The sequence below is a fragment of the Chromobacterium sp. FG22 genome (genome assembly GCF_057809415.1).
On record NZ_JBMDJX010000004.1, the window covers coordinates 1 to 15,013 of the forward strand.

A 15,013-nucleotide genomic window follows, 5' to 3' on the forward strand; every position below is an offset into this window, starting at 1 on the left:
CGCCATCTACCTGCGCATAAGCGAAGTCCAGCCGGCTGCCGTCGCTCTGCTGCAGACTGGCCAACCGCTGGCTGGCGCCGTCGTACACATAGCGGGTGGTGTAGACCTGGCCGTCGGCGACGCTGTTGTCGTCGGGGCTGAGGTCGGTGGTGACGCTGCTCAGCCGGTTCTGCTCGTCGTAGCCGTAGCGGGTGCGGGTCAGGGTCTTGTTCTGCTCGCCGTCACGGTACACGCTGCGCAGCTGGCTCAGATGGCCCTGGGCGTCGTAGTCGATGAACAGCGTCTCGCCGTCGGCGCTGCGCAGGCTGACGATGCGACCAGCGCCGTCATAGCCCAGCGCGACGGTCTGGCCGTCGCGGCTTTGCACTTGCTGCAGCCGGCCGGCGCCGTCGTAGCGCTCCTGGCTCTGGCTGTCACCGTCGGTCCAGATCCAGGCCTGGCCGTCCCAGCGCACGGTGTCTTCGGCCCCGGCGCCGCCTTGCGCCAGGTAGAGGCCGCGCGCCGCGTCGTAGCGGTACAGGGTGTCGCTGCCGTCCTCGGCCTGACGGCGCAGTTGCGAGCCGGCGCTGCCCGGGGCGCCGCTGAAGTCGAACAGCTGGCGGCTGTAGCCCAGGCGCCAGTTACCGGCGTCGCCGCCCTGCCCCTGGCTGTTGTAGGTGCGGACCAGCTGGATCGGCAGTCCGTTGCCGGCGAGGAATTCGTCGCGGCGCTGCAACACCAGGTTGCCGTTGCCGGCGTTGACGTAGACCCGTTCGCCGCCGCGGCCGAAGGCGGCCTCGCCCAACTGACCCTGCCCGCCCAAGGCCGCCAACGAACTGTTCTGCAAACCCAAACCCACGCCCGACACCACTGCAACCATTATGCGACCTCTCGAAAATCAGATTATTCGAGAAGTCTTATCTGGGAAATGGATGAAAAGTTTAGGATGAAATGCAAAAAACTCATGCCAAGACGGCGGTAAAATTCACACTTTCCGTAACTGACTGGGGCAACTCTCTGTCCGCCATAGCCGCAGCCCGCCGCCAATAGTCATGCGGCGGTCTCCAAGCGCCTTGCGGCGCCATACCCAAGCTGCGCATGACCGACGACAATTTGCTCACGCCACAGACTAAGGTGCTTGATGTAGCGCTTGGCCGAACGCCCGCCTTGCTCAATGAACAGTTAAAAAAAGCCCCTTGCTCCAAGAGGCAAGGGGCTGTCATTTCCAGCCGACGGCGGGCGGCCGCCGGCCGGATCAGACGCTTAGTTTAAAGCGGCGCCCACAGCGCGGGCTGCGAAGCCGGCGTCCAGCCTGCGCCTTCCCAAGCGGTATGCGGCTGCAAGCAGCGGTATTGCTTGTCTTCGAAGACGACGACCTGGCCGGCCTTGTAGCTTGCGCCTTCTTTCCAGGCGTCGCCCTCCACCGGCGGCGTGGTGCCGCTGTCGTCGGCCTTGACCGTCAGCGCATGCATCGCGGTTTTCTCGCCCTTGCTGTTGCTGACCTTGACCTTGAAGCTGTAGGCGGTGTCCTGCTTCAGTTCCGGCGCCTTGAAATTGAGCGCGGCGACGTTGAGCGCCAAGCCGGCGATCTTGGGCGTCACTTCCCACAGGTAGTTCAGATTGGTGCCGGAAGCGGCTGCGGCGGACAAGCTGACGTTGGCGCCGCTGTTGACGCTGGATGGGCCGCTGATGGTGACCTGGCCCGGAGCGATTTCGTCCGTCGGCGGCGGCTTGATTTCGCCCAAGGAGGTTTCGATTTCGAAGTTGTAGGCCTTGTTGAGACCATAGACCGCGTTTTCAGTGGCGCTTTCCAGCGGCTGAACCTGATTGTTCACCAGCTTGCCCACTTTGATGATGCTGGACTCCTGATTGACTTTCTGGGCCAGCGCGTACACCCATTTTTCCGGCTGCTGCTGACCGGCGCCCACGATGATTTCATGGCGCGCGATATCGCTGCCGCGAACGCGATCGAACACGCGCATGGTCACCTTCATGCCTGCGTTCAACACGACATTGCTCTTATTGACTACGCCGCTGTGTTGCCATTGGGTATTGCTCCGCACGATTTCCACGTCGGAGCAGGCATAGAACGCTTCGTTATTGTCGTTCGGGTCGCGCTGCCACACGTTGAACACCACTCGCTTGCCCTCCATCGTAGCCGGAATGGTCACTTGCAGATCCGTGTAAGCCACGGTGTGATTCGCCAGAGAGTCGCCGGGCTTCTTGCTCGGCGCTTTGGAATAACCCGCTTCGCCAATCAGGTCCAAGTCCTCCCAACGCAGGCCGTTGGCGGGGTTGTAGTTGTTATTGCTGATATAGGTCTTGAAATACTTGGTATCGTGCGGCGCGCTCTGAGCATAGCGGAAGGTCACGTTCCCATTAGTATCGGGGGTTAGTATCGTCGCCGTCGGCCAGTGCTGGGCATCGCCGTTGTCCAAAGCCGCCCAGTGAGCATCGACTTTACCACCGGCGCAGAGCCGGCCATCCGCCACCAGATCATGATGTTTGCCATCGGAAGCGGCTTGAGCATTGGCGGTCCAGTCTGAAGCCGCCATAGCCGCAGGCCCACAATTCTTGAATTTAGGATTGCTCCAGGCATCGCCTTGAAGTTGGCAAGCCACTTCGCGGCTTACCGGGAAAGACATGGAGCCATGGGCGCTGGCGGTGGACGGGACAACGGCCATCAGGGAGGCGGCGATCTGGCTCAGGGCCAACACGGGCAGGACGAGCTTGCCGGCGGTGCGAGGTGCGGTCATGTTCTAAAACCTTGATCTTAAGGGTTGGGTTGCCGCCCTCCCTGACCGCCGTCGGCCGAGGAAGGGCTTGCCCGCATTGTTCCAAACCCTTGCCCGCCGCCCAATCATTCTCAATAAAAGCTAAAGTTCAGCGATTTTTAATCAATATCGGCCATCAAACAGCAAAAGCCCGGCAGGCTTACGCCTGCCGGGCAGACCCCGAAACCGGGTCTTAAACCTGCGTCCAGCTGGGACTCAGCCTGAAACGCGCGGCCATCCGGACATTACTTATCCTTGCACTGGCCATGCATGTCGGTCGAGCTTACCGGACGCCATACACCCCACTGGCCGCCCGTGCCCGGCTTTTCGCCTCGGGTCCACCATCCGTTCATCCATTCCTCGCCCTGATATGTCACTTTGGCGCAAGGCTGGGCATAGGTCTTGGCCGCGTCCCAGGTACCGGCTACCGGCGGCTTGCCGCCTTCATCCTTGGCCTTGACCTCCAGCTTGTGCTCGGCGTTCTTGCTGCCCAGCGCATTGCTGACTTTGACCTTGAAGCTATAGGCGGTGTCCTGCTTAGGCTCCGGCGCCTTGAAATTGAGGGTGGCGGCGTCCAGCGTCAGGCCGGCGATGCTGGGCGACACCGTCCACCGGTATTTCAGATTGGTGCCGGCGGCGGCTTGGGCCGACAGGCTGACCATATCGCCGCTGTTGACGCTGCTCTGACCCTTGACGGTGACCTTGCCCGGCGCGATCTCGTCCACCGGCGGCTTGCCGCCCTCATCCGATTGTTCCAAGGCAAAGCTGTATTCCTTGCCCAGGCCGAACACGGTGTTGGCGGTGGCGTGCTTGACCGGCACCACTTGGCCGTTTTGCAATTGGCCCACCTTGACCACGCTGGATTTGGCGTTGACCGCGGTGGCCAGCGCATAGGTCCAGTCTTTGGCCGCGGTTTGACCGGCGGCGATCTTGATCGAATGCTTTTCAAGGTCCCCGCCGCGCAGCTTGTCGAAAACGCGCAGGGTGATGGTGGAGTCGGGCTTGGCCTCGAACGGGCTGGAGACCAAGGCGCCCAGCGGTTTGAAGTCCGCGCTGTTGGCCACGATGTTCACGTCCGAGCAGCTGTAGAAGGCTTCGGCGCTGTCGCTGCGCTGCCATACGTTGTAGATCACGCGCTTGCCCTGCATGCCGGCCGGGATCTTGACGTCCAGCTTGGTCTTGGCGCTGGGCGCCACCGCGCCGGAATCGCCGATCAATTGCAGATCGTCCCACTGCAGCGGACGCTTGAAGTCGTAGGAGTCCTTGCTGATATAGGATTTGAAATAGGCGGTCTGGTGCTGGGCGGACTGATGATAAGTCATCGTGTATTTGCCGTCCGGTCCCGGCTGTATGCTGGTGGCCGGCCAATCGACGCCAGCGTCCAGGCCGCTGAATCTTGCGTTGCCGCCGGCGCACAGCTTGCCATTGGGCACCACTTGCTGGTGATTACCGCCGGCGCCGCCTTGCAGCACGCTGCTCCAGTCGTACATCGCCTGTGCGCCGCCGCTTTGCTTGACGGCCTGGCAACCCGGCGTTCCCGGATTTTCCGGATTGTCCGCGGTGCGGCAGTAGTAGATGCGGCTGATCGGCTCTTCCATCGTGCCGTGGGCGGAGGCGGCGGCCGGAGCCAGCAGCATCAGGGAAGCGGCGATCTGGCTCAGCGCCAGAGCAGGCAGGGCGAACGTGCCTGCGGAGCGGGGTGCGGTCATTGTTGAAACCTTAATTTAAGGGATTGGGTGACAGCCCTCTCCAACCGCCATCGGCTGGGAAGGGCTTGCCCGCATTGTTCCAAACCCTGGTGCGGCCCCCAATCAATCTCAACAGAAGCTCAAGCCGGCGGCCGCGCCTAGCGCTCTCCTCCCTCGCTCTCCACCCACGGCGCCAGCAGCAGAAATTCGCTGCCCAGCCGGCTTCTGGATTTGACCTCGACACGGCCGCCGTGGGCCTGCATCACGGCCTTGACGAAGGGCAGGCCCAGGCCGGCGCCGTCGCGGCGGCCTTCATCCACCTGATAGAACGGCTCGAATAGCCGCGGCAAGGCGTGTTCCGGAATGCCTATGCCCTGGTCCACCACGCTGATGCCGGCCATGTCCCCCCAGCGCGCCAGCCGCAGCACGATGTGGCTGCCGGCCGGCGAGTACTTGACGGCGTTGTCCAGCACATTGACCACGGCGCGCAGCAGCATGTCGTAATGGCCGCGCACCCACAGCGCTTCCATCGCCTCCGGGCCGTGCAGCACGATGCGCTTTTGGCGGGCGCCGGCCTCGATCTGGTCCATCGCGTCTTCGGCCAGATCGGTCAAGGCCACCGGCAGAAAGCCGGCCGGGTCCAGTTGCTCGGCGCGGGAGAGGCGCATGAAGTCCTGCGCCACGCGCAGGCTGTAGTTCACTTGCCGGCGCAGATCGTTGAAGAATTGGTCCTGCCGCGGCCCGGTCTCGCCGCCGCGCTGTTCTATCATCGCCAGCATGGTGGTCAGCGGATTGCGCAGATCGTGCGCCATCTGCCGCAGCACGCGCCGGTCGCCGGACACGCTGGCCTTGACGCTTTGCAGGTCGACCAGGCTGATCAGACTGCTGGACAGGCCGTCGCACAGTTCCGGACAGGGCGTGACCAGCAACATGTGTTCGCCCTGGCTGCTGCGCACTTCCTCCACGCCGATGTTGCCGCTGTGAAGCGCTTTTTCTCGCGCCCGCCCGGCCAGGCCCAGCACCCAGGCTTCGGCCTCCTCCGGCGCGCCTTGCTCGCACAGCAGCTTGCGCGCCGCCTGGTTGCTGAGGATGATTTTGCCGCCCTGCTCGAAGAAGATCGGATAGGGCAGCATATTGAGCACGCTGACGTAGGAGTTTTGCCAGGCGCGCATCTGCCGCATCAGCCGTTCGATTTCGTCGGCACCGGACTCGGGCTCCTGGCCGCGCAGCGGCAGATCCATGCCGGCTTCGCGCAGGCTCTGCCGCATCGCCTCCATTTCCTGCCGCAGCAGGAGATGAGTCTTGGTCTGCCAGCGCCAGGCGCAGCCGGCGTAGATCAGCAAGCCGCCTGTCAGCGGCGAGCTGACCGGAATCCAGATCTGGGTTTGCAACAGCAAGAGGGTGGATGTCAGCCAGCAGCCGCCCAGCCACAGCCAGGCGCGGCCGTGCATGCGCGCCGGCGGCGCCAGCAGGCAGACCAGCAGCAGGCCGAACATGAGGCCGAAGTTGACCAGCAGCTTGTACGGGGCGGCCAGCAGGGTGACCGGCCCGTGGTTCATCAGGGTCTGGGTTTGCAAGGCCAGGATCTGGCTGCGGGTATGGCCTTCGCGGTCCAGCGGGTAACGGTTGGAGCGCAGGCCCTTGAACGGGTCCAGCGCCAGATGGCCGACAAAGACGATCTTGTTGTGAAACGCCTGCCGCGGCACCGCGCCGGTCAGCACGTCCAGCATCGAATACTGCTGGATGCGGTGGTGGGCCGGCAACACCAGCAGCCAGCCGTCGGCTTGCGGCGCGCAACGCCGCCAGAACGCGGTCAGACAGCGGGTGTTTTCCCGCGGCGGCAGTTCATAACCGGCGACGCGGATGGCTTCCATCACCATATGCGGCGCCAGCTTCCGGCCATGCTGCTTGTAGGGGACGATGCCGGTGACCACGCTGCGGTCCCCTATCAAGAGGTCGCGGTGCCCCAGCCCGGCCGCGGCGGCGTAAACGGCGGAGGGCTCGGGACCGTCCCGCCCCGGCGCGGCGGGGGCGTCGGGCGGCAAGGCCAGCACCACGCGGCCGTGGCGCCGGATGGCGTTCGCCAGCATGCCTTCGTCCCGGCGCGACAGCAGGTTCATGTTCAGCGCCACGCTGTCGGCCTGCTCCAGTCTTTGCAGCAGCACGGCGTAGAGCACGTTGCCGTTGACTTCCTCATGGCCCAGCGCCTGCACCGTGGCCTGGTCGACATTGACGAGCACGACATCGTGTTCGTCGTCTTCGGTTTGCAAGGCGGAGAGCAGTTCGAAGTACAGCCGGTCCAGCGAGTGAAACAAGGCGTCCTGGTTGGGGATGGCGAACACCACCAGCAGCAAGACGAAGGCGATCAGAAAGCGCGCGTCGTGCCGGTGTCCGCGCCGGAACGCTTGGCAAAGCCATTTCATAAGACGGCCCAAGCGCGAAAAAAGGACGCGGCCGGCCAAGCCGGCGCCTCATTCAAGGAGCAGCTCAAGGCGAGACCGGCCGAAGCCCTTGGGCGCGCATGCGGGAAATGCGGGCACGGGAGACGGCCGTCGGCGCGCAATGCCAGAGTCAACGCGCAGCGGGTTGCAAGCGGGTCCTCAGACCCGCTCCAGCCGGTAACCGTAGTTGTACACGGTGGAGATCACCATGCCGTTGCGCGGCCGCAAGCCCAGCGCCGAGCGCAGATTGCTGACATAGGTGGCCAGGCTGGCGTCGTATTTGCGGTCCGCCTGGCCCCAGATGCGCTGGCTGAGAAAGTCCTTGGTCAGGATGCGGCCCAGGTTGCGGAACAGCAGCGTGGCCAACGCGAATTCCCGCGCCGGCAGCGTGGCGGCCTTGCCGCCGGGCAAGCTGACGCTGCGCGCTTCCGGGTGGAAGGTGTAGCCGCCGGCCTCGAACGAGGCCTCCGGATTGCCCAGCCGCTGTTGCTTGCGAAACTGGGCGTTCAGCCGCGCCAGCAGCTCGCGCTCGCGGATCGGTTTTTGCAGATAGTCGTCGGCGCCGTGCTCCAGCGCCAATACGATGTCTTCTTCGTCGTCGCGCTGGGTCACCATCAGGATGGGCAGCGCCGGCGGCAGCTTGGCGCGCGCCCATTTGAGCACCTCGACGCCGTTTCGGCCCGGCACCTCCCAATCCAGCAGCATCGCGTCGCAGCGCTGCTGTCGGAATTGGGCGACGAACTGGTCGCCGTCGGCACAGGCGACGGCTTGATGGCCATATTGTTCCAGCAGCTTGACCACGCTGGCGGTTTGGAGCGGACAGTCTTCTAAAATAGCAACAATCATCATATGCGTTTCGGTTGAAAGCGACGGACTCGCGGCGGGAGCGGAAGCGGCGCGGCTGCGGGCGCAAAAGCGTTGGAAAGCCGCTGTCATCGGTCGCCAAAGAGGGTGATTCTTACGGAAGCATGGTCCGGGAATCTATAGGAGTACTCCTAACTTTCTCAATAATTCCTAAATTAATCCGGATGCATTGAGCCGAAACAAAACACAAATCATGCCTTTAGAATAAATCCGCCCGCCGCCGGCCTCACGGCGCGGCCGGCGCCAGGAACACCCATTGCCGATAGCTGCTCTTGTCTGCGAAATCGCCCAGCTCCGCGGCGAAGCCCCGCTGCTTCAAGGGCCGGCCTTCCGCCAGGCTGTGCACGCCGACGATGCCGCCGTCCGCGCCCTTGATCAGCCCCCATTCCGGCTTGCCCGTAAGCGGATCGGCGTAGAGGCGGCGCAGGTGGCGGCGGGTGAAGGGCACGCGTTCGTCCTTGAGCAGGGCGTCCAGCGTTTTGGGATAGGCCGGCGCGGGGCCGGAACGATGGTAGGAGGCGATGGCGCGCTGCAATTGCAGGCCGATGTGCAGCAGCTCTTCTTCCTTGTCGCCTTGTTGTTGCCGGCTCCAGGCGCCGGCCGCCGCGCCCAGGGCCGCGCTCATGGCCAGCACCAGCGTCAGCGCCCCCAGATAGGCCAGCCCGCGCTGCTTACCAGCTGCCATAGCGGCTGCCGTCCAGGCCGGTTCCCGGCGCGCCGCTGGCCACGTCGCCGACGCCGCCCTCCTCCGCCGGTTTGGCTTGCCAGCCGTCGCGCCGGCCGGCGATGGGATCGAGCGGCAGTTCGCGCAGATAGCGGCCGGCCACCAGTTCTTGCAAGGCGGCCGGATTGGCGCCGTGGTCGGCGCGGTAGTCGTCTATCGCCTGACGCAGCGCGGCCAGATTGTGGCGCAGCACGGTTTCGCGGGCGCGGTCCTGCTGCTTGAAGTAGTTGGGGCCGATCAGGGCCATCAGCGCGCCGATGATGCTCATCACCACCAGCAGCTCGATCAGGGTGAAGCCGCGCGCCGCTTCACCATTGTTGGTAGGGTATGCCATTGATGCCCTTTCTGAGGCTCTTGGAACGGATGTCGTATACGTCGCCGCCGGAGGCGAAGGCTTCCGCCGAGCTGTCGTAGCCGCGCGTGTCCCAGCTCGCCGCCGGGTCCGCGCCGTCGCAGCTTTCGCACATCGGATCCGCCGGCAGACGGCGCAGAAAATAGAGCTTGCCGCCGGCGGCGTCGCTCTTGTCCGGCACGCCGTCCACCAGGCTGGCGAGGCTGGGCGGATAGCCGCTCCGATCCGGAGAAGCGTCTATCTTCTTGTCCGTCACCGCCTGCCGGTAGGCGTCGATGGCCGTGCGGATCTGGCGCAGGCTGTGGCGCAGCTCGGCCTCCTGGGCCCGCCGTCTGGCCAGTTCGCTCAGCGGCAGGCTGGCGCTCAGCAACAGCGCCAACAGGGTGAGCGCGGCCAGCGTCTCGATCAGGGTGAAACCGGTTTGACGCGGCATAAGCACCTCAGGGCGCGGCCAGCGGGCTGTCCAGCGCCGGCGCGGAAGCGTCCCGCGCGGGCGCGGCGGCGGGCGGCTGCGCCTCGGTCCGCAGCGGTTCCACGCTCAGCCGGCTTTCGGTGCCGGAATGGAAATAGCTGTTGGAGGCGGCCGGCAGGTCCAGCGCCCGTTCTATGCGCGGGGTCAGCAGCAGGATCAGCTCGGTGTTTTCGACGCCGCGCTTCTGGCTGCCGAACAGGCCGCCCAGCCAGCTCAGGGTGCTGAGACCGGGCAGGCCGCTGCTGCTGCGGTCGTGCTGCTGTTTGACCAGGCCGGCCAGCACCTGGGTTTCGCCGTCGCGCGCGGTCATCACGGTTTCGGCGTTGCGGGTGCTCATCGGGTAGACGGTGCCGCCGCCGGCGGTCTTGACTTCGCTCTTGAGGTTGCTGACTTCCATATTGACCTTGACGCTGACCTCGTTGCTGAGGCTGATCCGCGGCTCCACTTGCAGGATCAGGCCGACGTCCTGGTAGTTGACCGATTCCGTCACCACGCCGTTGGCGTTGGTGGTGGTGACCACCGGCACTTTCTCGCCTATCTTGATGCTGGCCTTTTCCATATTGCGCACGCGGATCTTGGGGTTGGCCAGCACCTTGGTCTTGCCCTGTCTTTGCAGCAGTTTGATCGCCGCGCCCAGATCGCCGCCGTTGCTGCCGCCGACGCCGATGCCGTCGCGGTTCAGGCCCAGCAGATCGCCCACCGTCACCCTGTCCGAGCCCTCTTTCGGCAGCACCGAAAACCGCAGTTCCGCCGGATAGTCGACGCCGACGTCGAGCACGTCGTTGGTGTTCACTTCCAGCACTTGCACGTCCATGGTGACTTCGGACTGGGCGATGTCCAGGCTGGCCACCAGCCGCTCTATCACCGCCATCACTTCCGGCGTGTCGCGCACGATCACCGCATTGGTGCGCTCGTCCAGATGCACGTTCTTGGGCGAGCTGATCTGGCGCAGCGCGGCCAGTACCTGGCTGGCGTTGGCCTGGCTCAGGTAGAAGGCGCGGGTCATGAGCTCCCGATATTCCTTGGCTTTTTCCGAGCGCGCCGGATAAATCAGCATGCTGTGCCGGCTGAGCACTTTTTTCTCCAGCTGATGGGTGCGCAGCAGCAGATTGATGGCGTCTTCCGCCGTGGTCCGGCTGGCGACGATGCTGGCCGGGGCGGCGACGGGCACTTCCGGATCGAACACGAAATCGATGCCGGCCAATTGCGAGATGGCGTCGAAGATGCTGGAAATCGGCTGAACCTTGAAGTTCAGCGTCACCGGCTGGCGCAACGCCTCGGCCAGGCTGGGACGCGCGTCGCGGCGGGCGGCCTCCCGGCTTTGCAGCTCGTCGCGCAAGGCTTGCGCCTGCCGGTAACCGGGCTGCTCCTGCAGAATGCGGCCCAGCCGCTCCAAAGCCTCTTGCGGGCGCTGCGCGCCGATCTCGGCGGCGGCGTCCAGCTCCAGTTTCAGCCGCAGCCGGCGCTCCAGCTGCCGTTTCAGCTGCTGGGCGCGCATATGTTCCGGCGCCAGCGCCAGCAGCCGGCTCACCTCCGCCAGCGCGGCCGCGTCGTCGCCGGCGTCCATCTTGGTCTTGGCCGCCCGCAAGGCCTCCTCCGCCAGCGCCGCGCTCTTGGCCACGACGTTTTTGCGGCGTTCCACATCGTCGGGCTTCTGCCGCAAGGCGGTTTCGGCCGCGCGCAATTGTTCTTCCGCGCCGGGCTGATCGGCCGGGCCGAAGATTTTCTTGACCGGTCCGGGCAGCGCGCATCCGCCCAGGGTCAAACCGAGGGCGAGGGCCAGCAGTGTGGGTTTGCAATATTTCATGATGCCTAATGCCTGGTGAAAACGGCGTCGTCGCGGTGGCGGCGACGCCTCAGTGAGCCAATGGAGTCAGCGGGATCGAGTGCTCCCGCCCTTCGGCGTCCAGCAGCAGCGCGCGCTCCGCCTCCAGGGCCTTGAACGTGTATTGCTCCGTCAGCCGGGCGCCCGGCTGCAGCGCATTGGGCGTCTTGCAGCCGACGCAGAGCAGGTAGCTGCGCGCCCGGCCTTCCAGCACCACCACGCGCTGGCCGTCCTGCCGCCATTCGCCCACGGCGCTGAACGGCGGCGGCGCGGCCTCCAGCGGCGGCGGCGGCAAGGGCACCGCCAAGACCGGAGCGGCGTCCGCCGCCGGGACGACGGGCTTGGCCTCTTCGCGCAGCGACGCCCAGCTTTGGACCGGAAACAGGTCGACGCCGTCGGCCCGCGGCTCTTGCGCCTGGGCCAAGGCCGCCCAGGCCAGCGCGAGGCCGCTCAGCCAATGGGCCCGCCGCCTCATTGTCCGGCTCCCAGCAGGCTGAAGCGCATGCGCATGCTCAAGGTCGCGGTATCGGTTCGCGCCCGGTCCAGCGTCAGCGCCTCCAAGCGCAACAGCGGCTGCGCCGTCAGTGCGCCCAGCGCCGCCGTCAGTTCCGGATAACGCCCGCTGGCGCTCAGCTCCACCGAGACGCGGCGCAGCGCGCCGCCGGCTTCCGCCTCTTCGCGATAACTGGCCTCATGCACGCTCAGGCCGGACTGGCGCAGCTGCTCCAGCAAGGCCAGCTTGCGCGGGGCCAGCGCCAGCCGCAGCTGGGCCTGCCATTGCCGCTCGCGCCCCGCCGTCGCCGGCAAGGCGGGCGTCGGCACGCTCAATTGCAGGCGGCGCTGTTGCAGATCCGCCTGCCGCGTCTCTTGCTCCAGCGCGCCGAAGACCAACAGCAGACAGCAGGCCGCCAGCGACAGCCGGCCGCCGCGCCCCAGCCGGCAGGCCAGCGTCTGCCGATGCCAGCGCAGCCGGGCCCGCCAATGACTTCCGCCGCCGGCCGGCCGGCCGCCGCGTTTAAAGGCCGCCAGCCGGCGGCCGGCGTCTCGCATCCAGGCCCTCATCGCTCAGCCACCTGCACCGTGGCCAGCACCGCCTGATTGGGATCGCCGGGCTTAAGCCCGTGCCGCAGCAGCCGCGCCCGACCATGGCCGGACGGCTGGTTCAGCCTCTCGACGAAATGGAACACTTCCCGCACGTCCGCCGCGCTCAGTTCCAGCCGGGCCTGCTTGCCCGCGCCCTCAAGATGCAGGGACAAGATGCCCAGCCGCGGCGACCAGGCTTGTTCTATCGCCCGCAGCAGCGCCGGGCGCAGCCGGGTTTGATCGTCGCCCTGGACCAGCAGCAACGCCTGGGCCTTGCGCGCCTCCGGCGAGGCGGCCTGGGCGCGGCGCTGTTCGCGCTCGCGCAGAAACCGCTGTTGCTCCTGCCGCCGCTCCCAGGCCGCGGTGTCCTCCGCCAACCGTTCCAACTCCCACTGCCGCCAGCCCAGCGCCGCCAGCAGCATCAACAAAAGCATGGCGGCGACGCCGGCCAGCGGCGCGCTCGCCTCGGGGCGGCTGAAGTCCAGACCGCGGGCGTTCAGGCGGCGCATGGCTGGCTCGCAAGCAGGGGATGGGCAAAGCCCAGCCAACGCGCCCGCGCCGCCGGCGGCTGTGCCGGGTCATGGGTCGCGCACCAATCGTAGTCGCCGCCGGGCTCGCGGCCGCACAGCGCCTCCGCCGCCGCCACGCCCTCGGCCGCGCTCTGTCCCGGCGCCAGCGCCAGGGTGATCAGATCCTCCCAGCCGCGCTCGCCGCGCCACAGGCAGGTGACGGCCCCGGCCTCCGCCAACACCAGCGCGTCCGACGCCAACGCGCGCGGATGGGCTTGCAGGCAGGACGACAACAGATCGCGGCAGCCGGCCAAGCGCCAGCCGGCCGCCCGCGCCGCCGCGCTCAAATCGGCCAGCAGCGGGGCCTGGGCGGCGAAAGCCAGCCGCGCCGCGCCGTAAGCCGCCGGCGCCAGGCGGATGTCCAGTTCGCCCGCGACGCCGCGCTCGCGCAGCAGACCCCGCGCATAGGCGCGCCACTGGGCGCGCTGCCCGGACAAGCCGTCTTGCCACGGCAAGAGCTGGCTGTGCGCCCACGGATAGCCCAAGAGCAGCCGCACGCGGTTGCGCCAGGCCGGACGCCGGCGCGCGGCCCCGCCCAGCAGCATGGCCAGCGCCTCCGCCGGTTTGCCGTGATGGCGGCAACGCCGCGGCTGGGCCGGGGCGCCGGCCGGCGGCAGCAAGGTCGCCAGTTCGGCGTCGATCAACACGGTTCTGTCATTCCATGGCCACGGCACGGCTGACCTCCTGATAGGTGGTGAGTCCGCGCGCCACCGCCTCGAGGGCGGCGTCGCGCAGCGATTGATAATCGGCGCATTGCGCCAGCGCCTGCTGGCGCTTCTGCGGCGAGCGCTCCAGCAACGCCTCCTTGAGCCGGCTGTCCAGGCGCAGCACTTCCGCCAGCGCGATGCGGCCGTGGAAGCCGCCGCCGCGGCAGTGCTCGCAACCGGCGCCGGCGCAGGCGACGCACAGCCGGCGCACCAGGCGCTGCGACACCACGCCGTTGAGCGCTTCCAGGAAAGTGGCCGCTTCCACGCCCATGTAGAGAAAGCGGTCTATCACGCTGAAGGCGTCGTTGGCGTGCACCGAGGACAGCACGCGGTGGCCGGTCAGCGCGGACTGCACCGCGATGGCCGCGGTTTCGGCGTCGCGGATCTCGCCCACCAGAATGGTGTCCGGATCGTGGCGCAGGATGGAGCGCAGGCCGCGGGCGAAGGTCAGGCCCTTTTTCTCGTTGACCGGGATTTGCAGAATGCCGGCCATCTCGTACTCCACCGGGTCTTCGATGGTGATGATCTTTTCCTCGCCGGTATTGATCTCCGCCAGCGCGCCGTACAAGGTGGTGGATTTGCCGCTGCCGGTGGGTCCGGTGATCAGGGTCAGGCCGTAGGGCAGTTGCGCCAACGCGCGCACGCGGCGCGCGGTTTCGCCGTGAAAGCCCAGGCTGTCCAGGTTCAGGCTGTCGCCGCGCTGGGATTTGTCCAGCAGGCGCAGCACCGCGTTTTCGCCGTGGGCGCCCGGCATGATGGACACGCGGAAGTCCACTTCGCGGCCTTGCAGCGCCACCTTGAAGCGGCCGTCCTGCGGCACGCGCTTTTCCGCGATGTCCAAGCTGGACAGCACTTTCAGCCGCGACATGGTCTGGCTGGCCGCCAACTGCCCCGGCACCTTGCGTATGGCCTGCATCACGCCGTCAATGCGGTAGCGTATCTGCAGCCCGTCGTCGCGGGACTCCAGGTGGATGTCGCTGGCGCGGCTTTGCAGCGCGTCGTACAAGGTCATGTTGACCAGGCGGATCACCGGGCTTTCGTCCTTGGCCAGGCTGGTCAGCGAGATAGACTCCACCGCCTTGGCCAGGCTGTCCTCGGCCAGGTCCACCGCCGCGCCGTCCATCACCCGCTCGCGGGCCTCGGCCTGTTTCAGCCAGGCGTCGGCCACGCCGGGCAGGCTGAGGGCGAAGCGCTGGCCGCGGCCCAGCAGCCGGTTTTGCAGGCCGAGACGCGCGTCCAGCCGCAGCGGTTCGGCCAGCAGCAGGTACAATTCGCCCCGCCACTCCAGCGGCGCCGCCCGGCAGGACAGCGCTTCCGGCAGCGGCAGCAGATCGAAGCGCGCCGCCGCCTCCCCCACCTGGGCCTCGCTCAGCGCGGCCAGGCCCAGCAGCCGCGCCGCCTGCGGCAGGCTGGCCGGCTCGCGCTCCAGCTGCCGGTTCAGCAGCTCGGCCATCGGCAGGTCTTCCTCTCCGCTCTCGCGCCGCCATTGCCAGCCGGCCGTCGTCGTCGGGTCCATCAATGCTCGCATCACGTCT

14 protein-coding genes are annotated in these 15,013 nt (G+C 66.7%); all 14 read right to left on the minus strand.

Features of this window, described 5'->3' with window-relative positions; all coding sequences use genetic code 11:
- A partial coding sequence (locus tag ACODSD_RS04990) for a DUF6531 domain-containing protein (RefSeq protein WP_488876913.1) occupies nucleotides 1-859 on the minus strand: 859 nt, incomplete at its 3' end.
- A gap of 388 nt (nucleotides 860-1,247) precedes the next feature.
- Nucleotides 1,248-2,735, minus strand: coding sequence for a lytic polysaccharide monooxygenase (locus ACODSD_RS04995; RefSeq protein WP_488876914.1), 1,488 nt, complete (start codon nucleotides 2,733-2,735; stop codon nucleotides 1,248-1,250).
- A gap of 263 nt (nucleotides 2,736-2,998) precedes the next feature.
- The gene (locus ACODSD_RS05000) at nucleotides 2,999-4,462 is read right to left on the minus strand and encodes a lytic polysaccharide monooxygenase (protein ID WP_488876915.1); all 1,464 of its coding nucleotides are present in this window, start codon (nucleotides 4,460-4,462) and stop codon (nucleotides 2,999-3,001) included.
- Between the two features lie 137 nt (nucleotides 4,463-4,599).
- Nucleotides 4,600-6,864 carry a sensor histidine kinase gene (locus ACODSD_RS05005; RefSeq protein WP_227107115.1) on the minus strand — a complete coding sequence of 755 codons (2,265 nt, stop codon included), beginning with the start codon at nucleotides 6,862-6,864 and terminating at the stop codon, nucleotides 4,600-4,602.
- A gap of 177 nt (nucleotides 6,865-7,041) precedes the next feature.
- On the minus strand, nucleotides 7,042-7,731 hold the full coding sequence (locus ACODSD_RS05010; RefSeq protein WP_199225803.1) for a response regulator transcription factor: 690 nt from the start codon (nucleotides 7,729-7,731) through the stop codon (nucleotides 7,042-7,044).
- A gap of 241 nt (nucleotides 7,732-7,972) precedes the next feature.
- Entirely contained in the window at nucleotides 7,973-8,431 is a 459-nt protein-coding gene (locus ACODSD_RS05015) for a type II secretion system protein (RefSeq protein WP_488876916.1), read from the minus strand.
- A complete protein-coding gene (locus ACODSD_RS05020; protein WP_107798286.1) occupies nucleotides 8,418-8,804 on the minus strand; it encodes a type II secretion system protein in 387 nt (128 codons plus the stop codon). The genes ACODSD_RS05015 and ACODSD_RS05020 overlap by 14 nt, the downstream gene beginning before the upstream one ends.
- Complete coding sequence (locus tag ACODSD_RS05025) at nucleotides 8,779-9,255, minus strand: type II secretion system protein (protein WP_107798285.1); 477 nt, start codon at nucleotides 9,253-9,255, stop codon at nucleotides 8,779-8,781. Before ACODSD_RS05025 ends, ACODSD_RS05020 begins: the two co-directional genes overlap by 26 nt.
- A gap of 7 nt (nucleotides 9,256-9,262) precedes the next feature.
- Nucleotides 9,263-11,101: a secretin N-terminal domain-containing protein gene (locus ACODSD_RS05030; RefSeq protein WP_488876917.1), complete on the minus strand. Its 1,839-nt coding sequence runs from the start codon at nucleotides 11,099-11,101 to the stop codon at nucleotides 9,263-9,265.
- 49 nt (nucleotides 11,102-11,150) lie between these two features.
- Nucleotides 11,151-11,594, minus strand: a complete 444-nt coding sequence (locus tag ACODSD_RS05035; RefSeq protein ID WP_488876918.1) for a hypothetical protein — start codon at nucleotides 11,592-11,594, stop codon at nucleotides 11,151-11,153.
- A complete protein-coding gene (locus ACODSD_RS05040) occupies nucleotides 11,591-12,181 on the minus strand; it encodes a GspMb/PilO family protein (protein WP_488876919.1) in 591 nt (196 codons plus the stop codon). The genes ACODSD_RS05035 and ACODSD_RS05040 overlap by 4 nt, the downstream gene beginning before the upstream one ends.
- On the minus strand, nucleotides 12,178-12,711 hold the full coding sequence (locus ACODSD_RS05045) for a hypothetical protein (RefSeq protein WP_488876920.1): 534 nt from the start codon (nucleotides 12,709-12,711) through the stop codon (nucleotides 12,178-12,180). Before ACODSD_RS05045 ends, ACODSD_RS05040 begins: the two co-directional genes overlap by 4 nt.
- Nucleotides 12,699-13,418: a hypothetical protein gene (locus ACODSD_RS05050; protein ID WP_486636595.1), complete on the minus strand. Its 720-nt coding sequence runs from the start codon at nucleotides 13,416-13,418 to the stop codon at nucleotides 12,699-12,701. The genes ACODSD_RS05045 and ACODSD_RS05050 overlap by 13 nt, the downstream gene beginning before the upstream one ends.
- A 7-nt stretch (nucleotides 13,419-13,425) precedes the next feature.
- The gene (locus ACODSD_RS05055; RefSeq protein ID WP_253313863.1) at nucleotides 13,426-15,006 is read right to left on the minus strand and encodes a GspE/PulE family protein; all 1,581 of its coding nucleotides are present in this window, start codon (nucleotides 15,004-15,006) and stop codon (nucleotides 13,426-13,428) included.
- Nucleotides 15,007-15,013 lie beyond the last annotated feature (7 nt).

What these genes read in the sequence shown, in the direction of transcription:
- ACODSD_RS05030 (WP_488876917.1), bottom strand. Translation starts at nt 11,101, where the DNA reads ATGAAATATTGCAAACCCACACTGCTGGCCCTCGCCCTCGGTTTGACC.
- ACODSD_RS05045 (WP_488876920.1), bottom strand. Translation starts at nt 12,711, where the DNA reads ATGCGCCGCCTGAACGCCCGCGGTCTGGACTTCAGCCGCCCCGAGGCG.
- ACODSD_RS05035 (WP_488876918.1), bottom strand. Translation starts at nt 11,594, where the DNA reads ATGAGGCGGCGGGCCCATTGGCTGAGCGGCCTCGCGCTGGCCTGGGCG.
- ACODSD_RS05055 (WP_253313863.1), bottom strand. Translation starts at nt 15,006, where the DNA reads ATGCGAGCATTGATGGACCCGACGACGACGGCCGGCTGGCAATGGCGG.
- ACODSD_RS05010 (WP_199225803.1), bottom strand. Translation starts at nt 7,731, where the DNA reads ATGATGATTGTTGCTATTTTAGAAGACTGTCCGCTCCAAACCGCCAGC.
- ACODSD_RS05025 (WP_107798285.1), bottom strand. Translation starts at nt 9,255, where the DNA reads ATGCCGCGTCAAACCGGTTTCACCCTGATCGAGACGCTGGCCGCGCTC.
- ACODSD_RS05020 (WP_107798286.1), bottom strand. Translation starts at nt 8,804, where the DNA reads ATGGCATACCCTACCAACAATGGTGAAGCGGCGCGCGGCTTCACCCTG.
- ACODSD_RS05015 (WP_488876916.1), bottom strand. Translation starts at nt 8,431, where the DNA reads ATGGCAGCTGGTAAGCAGCGCGGGCTGGCCTATCTGGGGGCGCTGACG.
- ACODSD_RS05005 (WP_227107115.1), bottom strand. Translation starts at nt 6,864, where the DNA reads ATGAAATGGCTTTGCCAAGCGTTCCGGCGCGGACACCGGCACGACGCG.
- ACODSD_RS04995 (WP_488876914.1), bottom strand. Translation starts at nt 2,735, where the DNA reads ATGACCGCACCTCGCACCGCCGGCAAGCTCGTCCTGCCCGTGTTGGCC.
- ACODSD_RS05040 (WP_488876919.1), bottom strand. Translation starts at nt 12,181, where the DNA reads ATGAGGGCCTGGATGCGAGACGCCGGCCGCCGGCTGGCGGCCTTTAAA.
- ACODSD_RS05000 (WP_488876915.1), bottom strand. Translation starts at nt 4,462, where the DNA reads ATGACCGCACCCCGCTCCGCAGGCACGTTCGCCCTGCCTGCTCTGGCG.